Below are 16,474 nucleotides of genomic sequence, written 5' to 3' on the forward strand. Positions count from 1 at the left end.
CGCGGCCATCATTGCCGTGGTGTATCTGGTCTTCGGGCTGGCATGGATCGGACTGTCCGACCGCGCCCTGCTGCTGATGGTCGACGATGTGGCCTTGCTGGCGCAGTTACAGACCCTGAAGGGATGGGGCTACGTGACGGTCACCGCCGCGGGCCTGTTCCTGCTGGTGTATTACCCGCTGCGGGCGCGCGACCGCGCCTCGCGCGAGGCGCGGCGGCTGACCGCGATTGTCGAGCGCTCGCCGGTGGTCGCGATTGAATGGGCGACCACGCCCGGTTGGCCGGTCACCTTCGTGTCGCCGAACATCGCGCGCTGGGGGATCGATCGCCATGCCCTGTTGCAGGGCGACGTGAATTACGCCGAGCTGATTCATCCCGAAGACATCGACCGGATCGTGGCGGATGTGGCCGCGCACATTGAGCACGGCCCGGATCGCTATACCCAGCTCTACCGCCTGCGCAGCGGCGAGGGTAACTGGCTTTGGGTGGAAGACCGGACCTGGCTGACCCGCGACGAGGTCGGGCGGGTGACGCGCATCCACGGCCTGCTGCTGGATGTGACCGAGCGCCTGCGCGCCGAGCGGGACCTGCGTGACTCGGAGACCCGCTTCCGCGCGATCTTCGACAACGTGCAGGAGGCGATCCTGCTGCAGGATCTGGATACCGAGGGCCTGATCGGGGTGAATGCCGCCGCCGAGCGGATGTACGGGTACAGCCGGGCCGAACTGCTCGCCTGCAGTGTGGATGACCTGAGCGCGGACGAAGGCGGCTACGACGTACAGCGGCAGAAGGCGCTGATGGAACGGGCCCGGCGCGGGGAACAACTGGTCTTCGAGTGGCGGGCGCGCCACCGCGACGGCCACGGCTTCTGGGTGGAGGCCAACCTGCAGGCCACCGAAATCGCCGGCGAGCGGCTGCTGCTGGTGACTCTGCGCAACATCGAGGCGCGCAAGCAGGCCGAGGCGGCGCTGGCGCGCCAGGTGGACCGATTGAGCCAGGCGGAACGCCATGCGGGGCTGGGCAGTTGGGAGTTCATGCTGGAGACCCGCGAGCTGTGGTGGTCGGATCGGCTGTATGCCCTGCTCGGGTGCGATGCCCGCTATGGCACCCCGACGCTGGAGGCCTTCGCCCGGGATTTCTTCGATCTCGACTCCGCGGACGGGAAGAGCTTTTCCGATGCCATGGAAACGCTGATCGCCGGCGGGCACCCCGGGCCGCGACGGCTGTTGCTGAAGGCACGGCCGGAGGTTCGCGCGGAGGCGTGGTTCAGCATCACCATGGAGGCCCCGCTCGAGCGCGCCGACGGCATGCACTACGTGCAGGGCACGGTGCTGGAGGTAACCGAGCTCAAGCGCCAGGAACTGGAACTGCGCGACCTCAATGCCACCCTGGAACAGCGGGTGACCGAGCGCACCGCGGCTCTGCAGGCCCTGAACCAGGAACTGGAATCGTTCTCCTACGCGGTCTCGCATGACCTGAAGGCCCCGCTGCGCGGGATCGAGGGCTACAGCCAGCTGCTGGAGGCGGACTACGGCGAGCAGCTGGAGGGCGAGGGGCAAACGTTCGTGCGCAACATCCGCCAGGGCGTGGCGCAGATGAACGAGTTAATCTCCGACCTGCTGGCCTATTCGCGCATGGAGCGCCGGCCGCTGGAGGAACGCGAGGTCCATGTGCGCGCGCTGGTGGAGGAGGTGCTCGAGTCGGTGGACCCGAAGCTGCGCAGCCGCGCCGAGGTGACCCTGGAGATCGATCCCGATCTGGTGCTCCAGAGCGACCCCGATGGCGTTGCGCTGATCCTGCGCAATCTGCTGGAAAATGCCTTCAAGTTCAGTGCCGAGCGCGAAACACCGCAGGTGACGGTGCAGGCCGAATCCCGCAGCGCTACACTCGGGATCTCGGTACAGGATAACGGGATCGGCTTTGACATGGCGTTTCAGGATCGCATCTTCGATATCTTCCAGCGCCTGAACCGCGCCGAGGCCTACCCGGGAACCGGCGTCGGCCTTGCACTCGTCCGACGAGCGGTCAACCGGCTGGGCGGGGAGATCCGCGCCGAGGGTACGCCGGGCGCGGGTGCCCGCTTTCACGTGGAGTTCCCGCGATGAGCACGGCCGCGCGTCAACCGTCCATCCTGGTGGTCGAGGACAACCCGGTGGATATCGACCTGATGCGGCGCGCCTTCGAGCGGCGCAACCTCACCAACCCCCTGGAGATCGCGCGCGATGGAGTGGAGGCCCTGGCGTTCCTCGAGTGCTGGGAGCGGGGCGAACTGGCGCTGCCGGCGGTGATCCTGCTGGATATCAAGCTGCCCAAGGTGGACGGGCTGGAGGTGCTGCGCCGGATCCGCGAACACGAGCGTTTCCGCCGCATTCCGGTGGTCATGCTGACCTCCTCCAGCGAGGATCGCGACATCGCGACCGCCTACGACTGCGGGGCCAATTCCTACATCGTCAAGCCGGTGGACTTCGCCAAGTTTGTCGATGTCGCCGAGCAGGTGGAGCTGTACTGGTGCCTGCTCAATCACCCGCCGAGTTGAACATGCGGCTGCCCCCGAAAGAGACCTGATGCGAATCCTGCTCGTGGAAGACAACCCGGCGGATGCCGATCTGCAGCGCCGGGTGCTGGAGCGCGAGGTGCCGGGTGCCGAGGTGCACCTGGCGGCGTCGCTGGCCGAGGCCCGGGGCGCGCTGGCCGGCGCTGCGGGATTCGACTGTGTGGTGGAGGACTTGCGCCTGCCGGACGGGAGCGGCCTCGAACTGATCGGCGAGCTGCAGGCCGCCGGGCGCGACGAGGCGGTGCTGGTGCTGACGGGCCACGGCGAACAGGAGACCGTGGTCGCGGCTTTCCGGGCCGGTGCCGACGACTACCTGACCAAGTCCGATGACTACCTGGAGCGTCTGCCGGCGCGCGTGGTCGATGCCCGTGCTCGCCGGGAACTGAGCGTGGCCAACGGGCACGAGCCGCTGCGGGTGCTGTATGCCGAGCATAATGCCTTCGATGTGGGGCTGACGCGCCGCGAGCTCGCGCATACCGCCCCCCACATCCAGCTGGAGACGGTGCACACCGCGGAGGAGGCCCTGGCGGCGCTGACGCCGGATGCAACCGGCGCTGTCGGCTTCGACCTGCTGCTGGTGGACTACCGCCTGCCGGGGTTCGACGGCCTGGAGCTGGCGCGGCTGGTGCGCGAGGAACGCGGGCTGGATCTCCCCACCGTTCTGGTGACCGGGCAGGGCACCGAGGACCTGGCGGCCCGCGCCCTGCGCATGGGCGTGGACGACTACGCGGTCAAGCGCGAGGGGTATCTGAAGATGCTCCCGGTGCTGCTGGACCAGGTCCATACGCGCGCCCGCCTGCGCCGGGAACAGGCCGCCCTGGCGGCCTCCGAGCGCCGGTACCGCGAGGTGATCGAGCGCGCCGGCGACATCGTCTTCGAGACCGATGCCGCCGGTTGCTGGCGCTTCCTGAATCCCGCCTGGACGGCGATCACCGGTCATGCGGTGGAGTCCGCGCTCGGCGAAGAGATGCTGGCCTTCATGCCACTGGAGGATCGCGCGATGGCGGCGCGGCTGCTGGCCCGTGCCGCGGAGTCCGACGACGGACGGCTGGAGACCGAGATCCGCCTGCGCACGGCGGATGGGTCCCTTTGCTGGCTGGAGCTGCGTGGCCAGGCCAATCTGGATGCCGAGGGGCGGCCGATCGGGTTGTCCGGCAGCCTGGTGGACGTGACCCGGCGGGTCCTGGACCAGCGGATCCAGGAGGTCCGCGCGAACGTGCTCGGGCGCCTGGCCACCGGCGAGCGTGACCCGCGCCTGCTGGAGGACGTGGTCAAGGGGCTGGAGGCCCTGGCCCCGGAGCTGCACGGGTGCATCATGCTGCTGGACGGCGACACCCGGGAGCTGCACGGTGTGGCCGCCCCGCGGGTGCCGGATCCGTTGCGCAGCGCCACCCGCCGCATCCGCGCCGAGCAGGGTCTGGGTTCCTGCGGCGAGGCCGCCTGGAGCGGCGAGCCGGTGATCATCGAGGATTGCAGTGCCCACCCCAACTGGGTCGGGTTCTGCGATCTCGCGCATGGCGCGGGGTTCCGGGCCTGCTGGTCGTTCCCCTTCCGCGATGCCGATGGCAGCGTGCTGGGCACGCTGGGGATCTATGTAGCGGGGGCCCGCGGTCCGCATGCCGGCGAGCGCGTGCTGATCGACGAGTTCACCCAGATCGCCGGCCTGGCGGCACAGAAGCTGCGCGTGTCGCAGGCGCTGGGCGAGCGCGAGCGGGCGCTGCGCACCGCGGCCGAGCTAACCGTGGAGTTGCTGCGCGAGGACAACCCCGCGAGCGTAATCCACCGGCTGCTGGCCGAACTGGGGCAGGAGGCGCATGCCGATCGGGCCTACGTGCTGGTGGCCGAGCTGGACCATGGGGTGCGCGAGGCCCTGGATGTCCATCGCTACTACTGGGTGCGCACGGACACCGATCAGGTAGTGCGTCCGCCGCCGCTGCGCAACCTGAGTCTGGAATCGGTCCTGCCGCGCTGGCACGAGATCCTGCAGGGCGGTGGTGCGGTCGAGGTGCTGACCCGGGAGCTGCCGGATGCCGAACGCGAGATCCTGGAGGCCGCGCAAAGCCAGGCGGCTTTGCTGGTCCCGCTGTACGTGGAGGGCGAATACCGTGGCTTCCTGGCCCTCGATCGGGTGCGGCGCGCGCAACGCTGGACCGCGGCGGACCAGAGCCTGGCGCGCATCGTCGCGTCCAGCCTGGGGGCCGCGCTGGAGCGGCGTCAGGCCTTGCTGGGGCTGCGGCGCATGGCGGCGGTCTTCGAGAGCACCCGGGACGGGATCATCATCACGGACCTGACCCCGCGGATCATTGCGGTGAACCCGGCCTTCGTCGATATCACAGGCTTCTCCGAGATGGAGGCGCTGGGGCGCAACCCGAGTTTCCTGCAGTCCGGGCGTCACGATGCCGCGTTCTTCCAGCGCATGTGGGACGCTCTCCAGCATGAGGGGCACTGGCAGGGCGAGATCTGGAACCGCCGGCGCAACAGCGAGGTGGCCCCGCAGTGGCTGAGCCTCAACACGGTCTACGACGAGCAGGGTCAGGCCCTGCACTACGCCGGGGTGCTGACGGATATGTCGGAGCTGCGCCGCTCGGAGGAAGAGCTCCAGTACCTGGCCCGGCATGATGCGCTGACCGATCTGCCCAACCGCACGCAGCTGCAGGTAATCCTGGGCCAGGCGCTGGAACGCGCCCGGGCCCACGGCTATCGCGTCGCGGTGCTGAATCTGGATCTCGACCGCTTCAAGAACGTCAACGACTCCATGGGCCACCCGGTCGGCGACCGGGTGCTGGTGGAGGTTGCGCGGCGGCTGCGCGAGGCGGTCGGGCCCTCCCACGCACTGGGCCGCCTGGGTGGTGACGAGTTCCTGATCGTGGCGGAGAATCCGGCCAGTGACGAGACCGTGGCCCGTTGTGCCCGCGACCTGCTGGCCAGCCTGGAGCGCCCGCTGGTGCTGGACGATGGGCGTTCGGTGTACCTGAACGCTAGCATTGGCATCAGCCTCTACCCCGAGCATGGCGACTCGGTGACGGAACTGATCCAGCATGCCGATGCGGCCATGTACCAGGCCAAGGCCTCCGGGCGCCAGACCTGGAGCGTCTACACCCAGGCCCTGACCCGCGCGGCGGACGAACGCCTGGAACTCGAGAACCGCCTGCGGAAGGCCCTGGAGACCGAGAACGGCGAGCTTCGCCTGCACTTCCAGCCGCAAGTCCGCCTGGAGGATGGACAGCCCTTCGGCATGGAGGCGCTGCTGCGCTGGCAGCCGGAGGACGGGCCGATGATCCCGCCGGATCGGTTCATCCCGATCGCCGAGGACACCGGCCTGATCGTCGCGCTGGGCGAGTGGGTTTTGCGCGAGGCCTGCGACGCCGGCAAGCGTCTTCTGGATCTGGGGGCCGGGGATTTCAGTCTCGCGGTGAATCTGTCGCCGGTGCAGTTGCAGCGCGGCGATTTCGTGAACCGGGTGGCGGAGATCCTGGCGCTGACCGGCTTCCCCGCCGCGCAGCTGGAACTGGAGATCACCGAGACCGCGATCATGCAGCAGGGCGAGCAGGCGATCGCCCGGCTGGCGGCATTGAAGGAGCTGGGCGTGCGCCTGGCCATCGACGACTTCGGCACCGGGTATTCCTCGCTGGCCGCGCTGCGGACGTATCCGCTGGACGTGCTGAAGATCGACCGCAGCTTTGTCGACGGGGTGGCCAGCGAGAGCGCCGATCGCGAGATTGCCGCCACCATCATCGCCATGGGGCGCAACCTGAACATGCAGGTCATCGCCGAGGGCGTGGAGACCGCCGAGCAGGCCGCCTTCCTGCACGAACGCGGTTGCGCCCTGGGGCAGGGATACCTCTACAGCCGGCCGCTGGAACTCGACGTGCTGCAGGGCTGGATGACCGAGCATGGCGCGCTACCGGTGGACTGACGGCCTTCCCGTGGCGCCGGACGGATGGCTCCGGTAGCCTTTGCGCCGCAGGATATCCGTTACCCCTTGCCCGGAGTTTCCCCGATGGCCGATCCCTCCCGTCCCACTGCGCTGCGTTCGATCACCTTTCACGGGCTGGAGCCGGGGCCGCGCCTGATCGTACTGGGCGCGGTGCATGGCAACGAGACTTGCGGGACCCAGGCCGCCGAGCGGGTCCATGCCGAGCTGGAGGCGCGCGAACGGGATCTGCTGCGTGGCAGCCTGACGCTGGTGCCGCGCACCAATCCGCTGGCCTATGACCTCGGACAGCGCATGGGCGAACGCAACCTGAACCGCAACCTGCGGGTGACCGAGGATCCGCAGGATTTCGAGGACCGCATCGCCAACGTGCTGTGTCCGCTGCTGGCGGCGCACGACGTGCTGCTGGACCTGCACTCGTTCCACACTGGCGGGCAGCCGTTCATCATGCTCGGCCCGCGCAATAACGAAGGCTCGCTGGAGGGCTTCGCGCAGGCGCGCGAGGAGGAGGCGCTGGCGGCCTGCCTGGGGCCGCGGCGCATGGTCGAGGGCTGGCTGGATACCTATGCCCGGGGCGTGGCGGCGCGGATGAAGAACCCGAACGCCAGCCACCGGGCGCAGATCCTGAGCACCGATCCCAGCTACGGGGTCGGGACCACCGAGTACATGCGCAGCCAGGGCGGCTACGGCGTGACCCTGGAGTGCGGGCAGCACGATGACCCGCAGGCCCCGGTGGTGGCCTACAACGCGATCATCAACACCCTGGCGCACCTGGGCATGCTGCCGGAGTCGGCCACGCCGGGGCAGGATGACCCGGAGGTCCTGCGTCTGGTCGAGGTGATCGACCGGGATCACCCCGACGACCGTTTCGCGTGCGAGTGGAAGAGCTTCGACCCGCTGGAAGCGGGTGACCTGATCGGCGTCCGCGCCGACGGGACCGAGGTGCGGGCGCCGGAACCCGGGTTTATCGTGTTCCCCAACCCCAATTCGCTGCCGGGCAACGAGTGGTTCTATCGCGCCGAGTTCAGCGACCGCCGGGTGATCTGAGCCGCGCTTCTGCCCGCCCCGCATGGATCTCGCGCCCTCCGGTGTTGCGCTGCTGCTCCTGGCCGCCGGCTTTTTCGCCGGCTTGCTGAATGCGGTGGCCGGTGGTGGCAGCTTCCTGACCCTCCCGGCGCTGATGAGTGTGGGCGTCCCGCCGGTGGCCGCCAATGCCACCGGGACCGCGGCACTGTTGCCCGGCTATCTGGCCAGCGTGCTGGCGGATCGGCACGGGCTGCGCGGGGCCTGGCGCGACCTCGGCCCGGGGCTGGCCCGGGCGCTGCTGCTCGCGGGGGTGCTGGGTGGCGCCCTCGGGGCCGTCGCCCTGCTGCTGACCGGCGACGCGGGCTTTCGTGTCCTGATCCCCTGGCTGCTGCTGGTGGCGACATTGCTGTTTGCGCTGGGACCCTGGCTGCAGCGCCTGGCCGCGCGGCCGCATCCGGGGCCGTTGCGTGCTCTGGGCGCGGGGCTGGGCTGCGCCTATGGGGGCTACTTCAACGGTGGCGTCGGCATCCTGCTGCTGGCGATCCTGCGGGGCCAGGGCATTCCGGATCTGGCGCGGGCCAATGCCCTGAAGAATCTTCTGTCCTCGGTACTGACGCTGATGGCCGTGGTCGTCTACATCGCGGGCGGGCAGGTGGTGGCGACCGGGCTGCTGGCGGTGGGGGCGGGCGCGATCCTGGGCGCGCGTGTCGGGATCATCCTGGTGCGCCGGCTGCCCGAGTCGGGCTACCGCCAGGTGGTGACTCTGGTCGGTGTCGCGGTCACTGCCCTGTTCTTCCTCGAACCCGCCTGGCTGCTGCCACGTCTGTAGGCGGCGGGGCGCGGCCAGCGGGTACCGATCAGCGACTTGGCGTGATGGCGGTTTCGAGGCGGCGGGCGAGGTCGTCCAGCGTGGCGGTCGCGGATTCCGGCAAGATGGCCTCGATGCGAGGGCGCAGCCGGGCCTCCGGGGCGGTCATCGGTTCCAGGGCGCCGTGGCCGTCCACCCGGTTGAGGCGGTGCCAGCCGCGGTCGGTCTCGACCAGGCCTTTCAGTCGATCACCGGTGAAATCCGCGACCAGGCCCGCGAGGGCGGCATGGTCGATGAGCTGTCCCTCGGGCAGCAGCCAGCTGCGGCCGATGTAGCCGTCACCGCGGGTGTCGATGGTGACCCACTCGTCGGCTGCATGGGCGGTGTCATCATGCCGGTGGTCGTGGTCGTGGTCGTGGTCGTGGTCGGCGTGCGCATCCGCGCTCGTGGACGCGAGAAAGTCGCGGGCCTCCGGGAACAGGGCGCCGCCCCGATCCAGTCGCGGGCGGTCCAGCCAGTCGCGTTCGATGCGGCCCTGGGTGGTCTCCACGACCAGCGGGCGTGGTGGCGGCATCGCCGCGACGAAGGCCTGCAACGCCTCGCGGTCCGCCTCGCTGTAGAGGTCGGCCTTGTTGGCCAGCAGCACGTCGGCCAGGGCGATCTGGTCGCGCCAGTTCGCGTGCTCCCGGTGGCGCGGCGAGGCCAGGTGGCGGGCATCCATCAGGGTGACGGTGGCGCGCAGGTCCAGTACGCCGGCGTAGGGCGGCTCGGTCAGGGTGCGGATGATCTGGGCCGGGTGGCCGAGTCCGGTGGGTTCGATCAGGATGCGGTCGGGGCGCTGGCTGCGGATCAGCCGGTTGAGCCCGACGGTGAACATCTGCGCGGAGACGCAGCACAGGCAGCCGCCGGGGATCTCCTCCAGCGCCACGCCGGTATCGGCCAGCAGGCCGCCGTCCACCCCGATCTCGCCGAACTCGTTGACCAGCACGGCCCAGTGTTCGCCCTCCGGGCGCTGCGCGAGCAGGTGGCGGATGGCGGTGGTCTTGCCGACGCCGAGAAACCCGGTGATCAGGTTGAGCGGGATGTCGTGGTGCCGCTGCATGCTAGCCAGCTCCGTCGCCGGAGGCCTCCGGGTCGTCTTGGAGCGCCTCTGGGCCGCTCCCTTCGCTCTCGAGGCTGCGGTACATCGCCTCTTCCGCCTCCTGGTTCAGCACGATCAGGGTGATCCGCCGGTTGATCGCGGCTTCTGGGTCTTCGCGGTTAAAGGGTACGCTGGCGGCCAGCCCCACGACGCGGGCGATCTGGTCGGACTCGGTGCCGCCGGCGACCAGCGCGCGGCGGGCGGCGTTGGCGCGATCGGCCGAGAGCTCCCAGTTGGTGTAGTCCGGACGCAGCAGCGGGCGGGCGTCGGTGTGGCCGGTGATCGAGACGCGGTTGGGGACCTGATTGATCAAGCCGGCCAGCTCGCGCAGGATCGCGTCCGCGTGATCCAGCGGACGGGCGCTGGCGCTGTCGAACATCGGGCGGTTCTCGCGATCGATGATCTGGATGCGCAGGCCCTCGGGGGTGAGGTCCAGCAGCAGCTGGTCCTTGAAGGGCTCCAGCGCCTGGCTCTGGTCCAGGGCCTCCTCCAGCGCCTCCTGCAGGGTCTCCAGGGCCTCGCGGTCGCGCGCCTCGGCCAGCTCGTCGAGGGTTTCTTCATCGATCCCTGTCGGGGCCTCCATGGCCTCCGGGTCCTGGATGAGCTCCGGCATACCCTCGAAGTCGATGATTGATGGGTCCACGCCGGTTCCGTCGCCGGGCGCCTGGCCCGGCGCAGCGGCTTCGCCCACGAAGGCGGAGGGGTTCTGGAAGTACTCGGAGATCCCGGCGCGCTGGTCGTCGTCCAGCGCAACGAGCAGCCACATCACCAGGAAGAAGCCCATCATCGCGAGCGTGAAGTCGGCAAAGGCGATCTTCCACGCGCCGCCGTGGTGGCCGCCCTGGACCACCTTCTTCTTGACGATGATCGGCTGGGTCTTGTCCTCGACTCCCATGGTAGTGATCCGGAGGCCGTCAGGCCCCCTTCACGTACTCTTCCAGTTCGGTAAAGCTCGGGCGCATCGCGCTTTCCATGGTCTTGCGACCGAACTCCACCGCGACCTGGGGGCTGTAGCCCTGGACATTGGCGAGAATGCAGGCCTTGATGCACTGCAGGAACTTGGCTTCCTCCTGGGCACGGGACTCGAGGGCGGTCGAGGTCGGCCCGGCAAAGCCGTAGGCCAGCAGAATCCCGAGGAACGAGCCGACCAGGGCAGCCGCCACGCTTGAGCCGATCTCCGCGATGGAGCCGTCGAGTTTGCCCATTGTCATTACGATGCCCAGGACCGCCGCCACGATACCGAAGCCGGGGAGGGCCTCCGCCACGCGGTGAACCGCGTGGGCCGGCTTGTGCGATTCCTCGTGGTGGGTCTCGAGGTCAAGATCCATCAGGGCATCGAGCTCATGCGGGTTCATGCTGCCGGAGATGATCAGGCGCATGTAGTCGGTGATGAACTCCATCGCGTGGTGATCCTGCAGGATCCGCGGGTGGGCCTTGAAGACCTCGCTTTCTTCCGGCTCCTCGATGTCGGCTTCCACCGCCATCAGGCCCTCTTTGCGGGCCTTGGTGAACAGCTTGTACATCATGGCCAGCAGGTCGAGATAGTCGTCCGACTTGTACTTGCTGCCCTTCATCAGACTGGGGATGGACTTGAAGACGGTGAAGACGACGCGGGGCGGGTTGGCGATCAGGAATGCCCCGAGCGCCGCGCCCCCGATGATCCAGTACTCGTAGGGCTGCCACATGACCCGGAGGTCGCCGCCATGAAAGTAGTATCCACCGAAGACCGACGAGAAAACGATGACGATACCCAGGAAATACTTCACGGACCGCGACCCCACATTGCTCAAGCGACATGTCGGACAGGGTATCCGCCCGCATGCGTTGCTATAGTTGACGGGCTTTACGATAACGACTCCCCTGCGCGAGGTACAGCATGTCCCTGGACAAGGACGCGCCCTACATGGAAGAGGCCGCGCGCCTGGCGGCGCTGGAATGGCCGATTCTGGAAGCCAGCGATGCGGTGTTTGCGGACCCGGATGCCCTGGTGAATCGGTCCCTGCGCGAACTGGCGCGCTACGCCGAGCGCGATCCCGGCCTGAGCCTGCGCCTGGTGCGGCGGGCCAACGCCTCGCGTCGCGGTCTGCGCCAGGAGGTGCACTCGGTGGGCGACGCGATTTCCATGCTGGGCCTGGAGAACGTGCACCGGGAGGCGGCCGAGGCCCCGCGCGTCGCGGATGTGGTCACAAGACCCCAGGCCTATCGCGAACTGGCGGCGCAGTCGCGGCTGGCGGCAATGATCGCAGGCGAGATTGCGCACAAGCGCCACGACACCGAGCCGGGCGAGGTGGCCCTGGCGGCCCTGCTGAATCAGCTGGGCCTTCTGGCGTTGCTGGCCGAGGGCGAGCCGCGCCTGGATCGGCTGCTGGAGATGCTGGAGCTCAGCGCCCTGCCGGACGAGGCCAGCTACGCCGCCCTGGGGTATGCGACGGACGACCTGTCACGTGCCATGGCGGAGCAGATGGCCCTGCCGGAACTGGTGCAGGGCACGCTGCGTGCGGTCAACGCGGTCCACCACCGGGCCTATGAGGTCATGGTTGCGAGCGCCGTGGCCTGGCAGGTCTTCCGCGGCATGGACACCGCGCGCGGCGATCGCGACCTCGGGCTGCTGGCCGGCCTGATGGGGCTGACGGACAAGGAGGCCGCGGACCGCGTGGGCGCGGTCATCGAGCGTTTCAACGAGGATGTCGCCGTGTATCAGCGGGCGCCGCTGGACCCGCAGATCCCCGGTCGTGTCTGGCTGGGCGAGCGCTATCGTCCGCGCCTGGCCCTGATGCCGCGGGCCGACCTGCTGGAGACCGGGCTCCACGCCCTCGAACAGGAAACGAATCGCGAGGCCCGGATACGCCGGATGCTGCGAGTGATGCAGTTCGGCGTGGGGTTGAACCGGGTGGTATTCGCCCGTCTGTCCCGCGATGGGGAGAGCCTGCGCGCCGAGCACCTGGTCGGGACCCTGCACGAACCGGAGTTCAGCCACTTCGTGATCAACCGGTCCGCGCTCGGACCGCTGGGTCGGGTCCTGGAGGAGGACGCCGCCCAGTGGTGGGATCGCCGACGCATCCATGACGAGATGCCGGCGGCTGTCCGCCGCCTGACCGGCGGGGTGGACTGTCTGGTCGCCCGGTTGTGCGATGGCGACCGCGTACTGGGCATGGTCTATGCCGACCGGCGTGCGCACGATCTGGACCTGACCCCGGTGGCCTTCGAGGGGTTTCGCCGCGTGCTGGCGGCGGCCGAGCGTCCTTTCGGCTCCTCAGGGGAACACTGAGCGCTTCCCCGGGCCGGGTCGGTGGCTCAAGTCTTTCGCGGGGTGGTCGATACATGTACAGGGTCGTATACAGGCGATCATAATCCGCAGCATTCGCGAGGGGTTGGCCACGGCGTATGGCTGATCCCACGGGCCCCGAGCCCGTGGAACAATCAAAAGGACCTACGACATGCGCAAGAACCTGCCCGTCACCCAGACGGAGTACTCGATTGATCAGCACGGCGACCTGATCTCGGCCACCGACGAGAAGGGGCGTATTCGCTACGCCAACAGTGATTTCGTCGAGGTCAGCGGGTTCGTCTGCGAGGAACTGGAGGGTGCCGCCCATAACATCGTCCGCCACCCGGATATGCCCGAGGCCGCCTACGCGAACATGTGGGAGACCCTGAAGGCCGACCGGGCCTGGATGGGCATCGTCAAGAACCGCCGCAAGAACGGGGACCACTACTGGGTGGACGCCTTTGTGACCCCCGCCTACGAGCACGGCCGCAAGACCGGCTACGAGTCGGTGCGGGCGATCCCCGAGCGCGAGCATGTCGCCCGTGCGGAGAAGGTGTATGCCGCGATCAACCGGGGCCGGAGCTTCGCGCGGCGCTGGTACCACGGCCTCACCTGCCGCCTCGCCGGGACCTGGATCGTCGGCTTCCTGTTGGCGCTGGCGGTCGTGTTTCTGGCGTCCTCGCCAGCGGTGCAGGCGGGCCTGCTGGTATTGATCTTTGCCGCCGGCGGCATCGCGTCGCTGGCGTTCACGTCCGGTATCCGCCAGGCGGTCAATCGGGCCCGGGAGCAGTTCGACAACCCGGTAATGGAGGCGATCTACACTGGGCGCCGCGACGACAGCGCTTCGCTGGAGCTGGTGCAGCAGTTCGGGGAGGCGAAGCTGCGCACCGTGCTGGGCCGGATCGAGGACAAGGCCGACGCGGTGAACGACGATGCCCATGCCATGGCCAGCAGCGTGGAGCAGACCGCCTCCGGCGTGGAGCGCCAGCAAAACGAGATCGACCAGGTCGCCACCGCGATGAACGAGATGACCTCGACCATCCAGGAGATGGCGAGCAATTCCGCGCGCGCGGCCGAGGCCGCCAACAACGCCGAGAAGGAGACCGGCGCCGGGCAGGATGTCGTGAACGGTACAGTGTCCGTGATCAATCGCATGGCGGCGGAGGTGGAATCCACCGCCGAGAAGCTGGGCAAGCTCGAGGCCAGCACCGAGGAGATCGACAAGATCCTGAGCGTGATCCGCGAGATCGCCGAGCAGACCAACCTGCTGGCGCTGAACGCCGCGATCGAGGCCGCGCGCGCCGGCGAGCACGGCCGCGGTTTCGCGGTGGTGGCCGACGAAGTGCGCTCGCTGTCGCAGCGCACCGACGAGTCCACCGTGACCATCCGCAACATGATCGAGACCCTGCAAAACGGTGCGCGCGAGGCGATGTCCGCGATGCGGGCCAGTCAGGAGCAGGCCGCCGACGGGGTGGAAAAGGCGCAGGCGGCGGGCGACTCGCTGACCACGATCCGCGAGGCCGTGGCCCAGATCACCGAGATGAACACCCAGATCGCCACGGCCGTCGAGGAACAAAGCGCGGTCTCCGAGGAGATCAACCGCAACGTCACCTCCATCCGCGATGTGGCCAGCGAAACGGGATCGGTTTCGGCACATGCGCGCGACGCCAGCGCCCGCATGCAGGCCGAGGCCGCCGAGCTGAAAGCGCTGATCCAGCGGTTTGAACAAAAGGCTGGCTAGAATTTTACTTTTCCGGGTTGCGCCATTGAATATGCGCAATTACAATCGCGCCCATCTTGAGTAGCAGAGGTCTGTCAATGGACTGTTGTCGATGGATGCATGAACGTCGGGCCGGTGGCCAGTACGAGCGTGCATATCGTTGCCAGCGGGGTCCCGCCACCCGGTAATGCGGTGGTGCCTCCCCGGTGTCAGCGATATGCGTGACTCCGGGGGGTGACAGAACGCCTTTCCCCTAACGCCCCTCGCGGGCGCCTCCCCAGCCCCGAAGCCTGTCCCTGCGCCCGCCCGTGTGCGCGGCGCGAGGGCTCCCATGCCATTCGATTTGTCCTCCCTCTGTCCGGATACCGGGCCGGTGCGTGCATTGCTGTGCGCGTAACGGATATGGATCACACCCATGAACACCCAGCAGGAGGCCGCCATGCCAGCGCCTGAAGACGACGACCCCGGGTCTAGCCCGGAAATTCACTGCGGGGCAGTGAGAAAAGTAAAAGTGTGTTCGTCTCGCTGATGGGGGTTTTGTAAAAGACCGCCACCAGCGGTCACGGGATTCTTTTGTCTTTTGTGATGCCCCGCGTGCGTTTTTTATTTTTTAAGCACAAGGAGCATTGCAATGAACGACAAGATCCTGGAAATGATTCATGCCGGCGACGTGGGCGCTGCCCGCGACGAGATGATCCATCCGGTGCCGGCCATCACCGCCAATCGCCTGTCCGAGCTGGACCCGCGTTCTCGCTGGGTGATTCTGGAGGGCGTGGATACCAACGAGCGCCGCGCCATCTTCCTGGCGATGGACGACGAAGAGCAGGCGATCCTGTTCGAGCACATGCCCGAGCCGGAGGCGCGTGAGCTGGTTCAGGGCCTGCCGGCCTATACCCTGGCGCGCGCTCTGACCCTGGTGGGCAAGCCGCTCGCGGCCGATCTGCTGAGTGCTCTGCCGGGCGCCAAGCGCGACAAGGTGCGTGCGCTGTGGCGGCAGGACGAGGACACCGTGGCCCGTGTAATGCGCCGCCCGGTGTTCTGGGTGACCCCGGAAGAAACCGTCGGCGAGGTCACTGCCCGCCTGCGCGGGGATCGCAATATGCCGGACGATGTCGGGGCGGCGCTGCTGATTACCGATCGTGACCACCACTATCAGGGGCTGGTGCGTCTGGGCCGCATGTTTCGCGCGGAGCCTGGCCAGGCGGTCGGCGAGCTGATCGAGCTGGAGGACTTCTGCACCACGCCCGACGGTGACAAGGTGGAGGCCGCTCGCCTGCTGCAGCGCACGGATCTGCCGTACCTGCCGGTGGTGGATGCCGACGGGGTCCTGGTGGGCGTGCTGCGCATCGACGACGCGATGGACGTACTCGAGGAGGACACCTCGGAGGACTTCTACAAGAAGGCGGGGATTGGTGACCTGCTGCACCACAGGGATGTCGTGCGCTCGGAGAAGTTGACCTCCGGCGGGATCGGCTACGCCGTCAAGGTGCGCATGGCCTTCCTGATGGTGACGCTGGCCGGCGGCTTGGCCGTGGGCGGGGTGATCGACTTCTTCGAGGACACCCTGGCGGCGGTGGTCGCGCTGGCCATCTTCATCCCGCTGGTGATGGACATGGGCGGCAACGTCGGCACGCAGTCGACCACGATCTTCGCCCGCGGGCTTGCCCTGGGGCATATCAACCTGGGTCGCTTCTTCCGCAACCATCTGGTGCGCGAGGGGGGCGTGGGCCTGGCCATGGGGGTAATCATGGCGGTGCTCGCCGGGACGATCGCCTACTTCTGGCAGGGTGCGCCGAATGACATCCCGCAGCTGGGTTTCGTGGTTGGCACGGCGCTGTTCTTCTCGGTGTTCACCGCCTCGATCCTGGGCTTCCTGCTGCCGTGGGTGCTGCTGAAGATCGGGGTGGACCATGCGCCGGGGGCGGACCCGTTCATCACCACCATCAAGGATTTTACCGGCCTGGCTGTGTACTTCGGCATGGCCGCCTGGCTGCTGAGCGCGCACATGCCGGCCTGAATGCCGG

The 16,474-nt window shown here is 68.2% G+C and carries 11 protein-coding genes; 8 read left to right on the plus strand and 3 right to left on the minus strand.

Going from position 1 to position 16,474, the window contains the following annotated elements; translation table 11 throughout:
- Positions 1 to 16: 16 nt before the first annotated feature.
- From C996_RS0105620 to C996_RS0105640, 5 genes are all read left to right on the plus strand, one after another.
- The gene (locus C996_RS0105620; RefSeq protein ID WP_018866474.1) at positions 17 to 2,104 is read left to right on the plus strand and encodes a PAS domain S-box protein; all 2,088 of its coding nucleotides are present in this window, start codon (positions 17 to 19) and stop codon (positions 2,102 to 2,104) included.
- Positions 2,101 to 2,535 (plus strand): response regulator, encoded by a 435-nt coding sequence (locus C996_RS0105625; RefSeq protein WP_018866475.1) that lies wholly within the window; start codon positions 2,101 to 2,103, stop codon positions 2,533 to 2,535. The genes C996_RS0105620 and C996_RS0105625 overlap by 4 nt, the downstream gene beginning before the upstream one ends.
- A gap of 28 nt (positions 2,536 to 2,563) precedes the next feature.
- On the plus strand, positions 2,564 to 6,469 hold the full coding sequence (locus tag C996_RS0105630; protein WP_018866476.1) for an EAL domain-containing protein: 3,906 nt from the start codon (positions 2,564 to 2,566) through the stop codon (positions 6,467 to 6,469).
- Positions 6,470 to 6,553: 84 nt separating this feature from the next.
- On the plus strand, positions 6,554 to 7,534 hold the full coding sequence (locus tag C996_RS0105635; protein WP_018866477.1) for a M14 family metallopeptidase: 981 nt from the start codon (positions 6,554 to 6,556) through the stop codon (positions 7,532 to 7,534).
- 22 nt (positions 7,535 to 7,556) lie between these two features.
- The gene (locus C996_RS0105640; protein ID WP_018866478.1) at positions 7,557 to 8,342 is read left to right on the plus strand and encodes a sulfite exporter TauE/SafE family protein; all 786 of its coding nucleotides are present in this window, start codon (positions 7,557 to 7,559) and stop codon (positions 8,340 to 8,342) included.
- Positions 8,343 to 8,370: 28 nt separating this feature from the next.
- Here the strand turns inward: C996_RS0105640 and C996_RS0105645 are convergent, their stop codons facing one another.
- The 3 genes from C996_RS0105645 to motA are packed head-to-tail and all read right to left on the minus strand — an operon-like array spanning position 8,371 to position 11,228.
- A complete protein-coding gene (locus C996_RS0105645) occupies positions 8,371 to 9,423 on the minus strand; it encodes a GTP-binding protein (RefSeq protein WP_018866479.1) in 1,053 nt (350 codons plus the stop codon).
- A gap of 1 nt (position 9,424) precedes the next feature.
- Positions 9,425 to 10,357 (minus strand): flagellar motor protein MotB, encoded by a 933-nt coding sequence (motB, locus tag C996_RS0105650; protein ID WP_018866480.1) that lies wholly within the window; start codon positions 10,355 to 10,357, stop codon positions 9,425 to 9,427.
- 19 nt (positions 10,358 to 10,376) lie between these two features.
- The gene (gene motA / locus C996_RS0105655; protein WP_018866481.1) at positions 10,377 to 11,228 is read right to left on the minus strand and encodes a flagellar motor stator protein MotA; all 852 of its coding nucleotides are present in this window, start codon (positions 11,226 to 11,228) and stop codon (positions 10,377 to 10,379) included.
- 110 nt (positions 11,229 to 11,338) lie between these two features.
- On the opposite strand from motA, the gene C996_RS0105660 reads away from it, so the two are divergent.
- The 3 genes from C996_RS0105660 to mgtE all read left to right on the plus strand — a co-directional run bounded on the left by C996_RS0105660 (position 11,339) and on the right by mgtE (position 16,467).
- Positions 11,339 to 12,730: an HDOD domain-containing protein gene (locus C996_RS0105660; RefSeq protein ID WP_018866482.1), complete on the plus strand. Its 1,392-nt coding sequence runs from the start codon at positions 11,339 to 11,341 to the stop codon at positions 12,728 to 12,730.
- Between the two features lie 169 nt (positions 12,731 to 12,899).
- Positions 12,900 to 14,471, plus strand: a complete 1,572-nt coding sequence (locus C996_RS0105665; protein WP_018866483.1) for a PAS domain-containing methyl-accepting chemotaxis protein — start codon at positions 12,900 to 12,902, stop codon at positions 14,469 to 14,471.
- A gap of 610 nt (positions 14,472 to 15,081) precedes the next feature.
- Positions 15,082 to 16,467 (plus strand): magnesium transporter, encoded by a 1,386-nt coding sequence (gene mgtE, locus C996_RS0105670; protein WP_018866484.1) that lies wholly within the window; start codon positions 15,082 to 15,084, stop codon positions 16,465 to 16,467.
- Positions 16,468 to 16,474: the final 7 nt, after the last annotated feature.

This window comes from Thioalkalivibrio sp. ALE25 (genome assembly GCF_000377285.1).
Taxonomy (GTDB): Bacteria; Pseudomonadota; Gammaproteobacteria; order Ectothiorhodospirales; family Ectothiorhodospiraceae; genus Thioalkalivibrio.

What these genes read in the sequence shown, in the direction of transcription:
- motB (WP_018866480.1), bottom strand. Translation starts at nt 10,357, where the DNA reads ATGGGAGTCGAGGACAAGACCCAGCCGATCATCGTCAAGAAGAAGGTG.
- C996_RS0105660 (WP_018866482.1), top strand. Translation starts at nt 11,339, where the DNA reads ATGTCCCTGGACAAGGACGCGCCCTACATGGAAGAGGCCGCGCGCCTG.
- C996_RS0105665 (WP_018866483.1), top strand. Translation starts at nt 12,900, where the DNA reads ATGCGCAAGAACCTGCCCGTCACCCAGACGGAGTACTCGATTGATCAG.
- C996_RS0105630 (WP_018866476.1), top strand. Translation starts at nt 2,564, where the DNA reads ATGCGAATCCTGCTCGTGGAAGACAACCCGGCGGATGCCGATCTGCAG.
- C996_RS0105645 (WP_018866479.1), bottom strand. Translation starts at nt 9,423, where the DNA reads ATGCAGCGGCACCACGACATCCCGCTCAACCTGATCACCGGGTTTCTC.
- mgtE (WP_018866484.1), top strand. Translation starts at nt 15,082, where the DNA reads ATGAACGACAAGATCCTGGAAATGATTCATGCCGGCGACGTGGGCGCT.
- C996_RS0105635 (WP_018866477.1), top strand. Translation starts at nt 6,554, where the DNA reads ATGGCCGATCCCTCCCGTCCCACTGCGCTGCGTTCGATCACCTTTCAC.
- C996_RS0105625 (WP_018866475.1), top strand. Translation starts at nt 2,101, where the DNA reads ATGAGCACGGCCGCGCGTCAACCGTCCATCCTGGTGGTCGAGGACAAC.
- C996_RS0105640 (WP_018866478.1), top strand. Translation starts at nt 7,557, where the DNA reads ATGGATCTCGCGCCCTCCGGTGTTGCGCTGCTGCTCCTGGCCGCCGGC.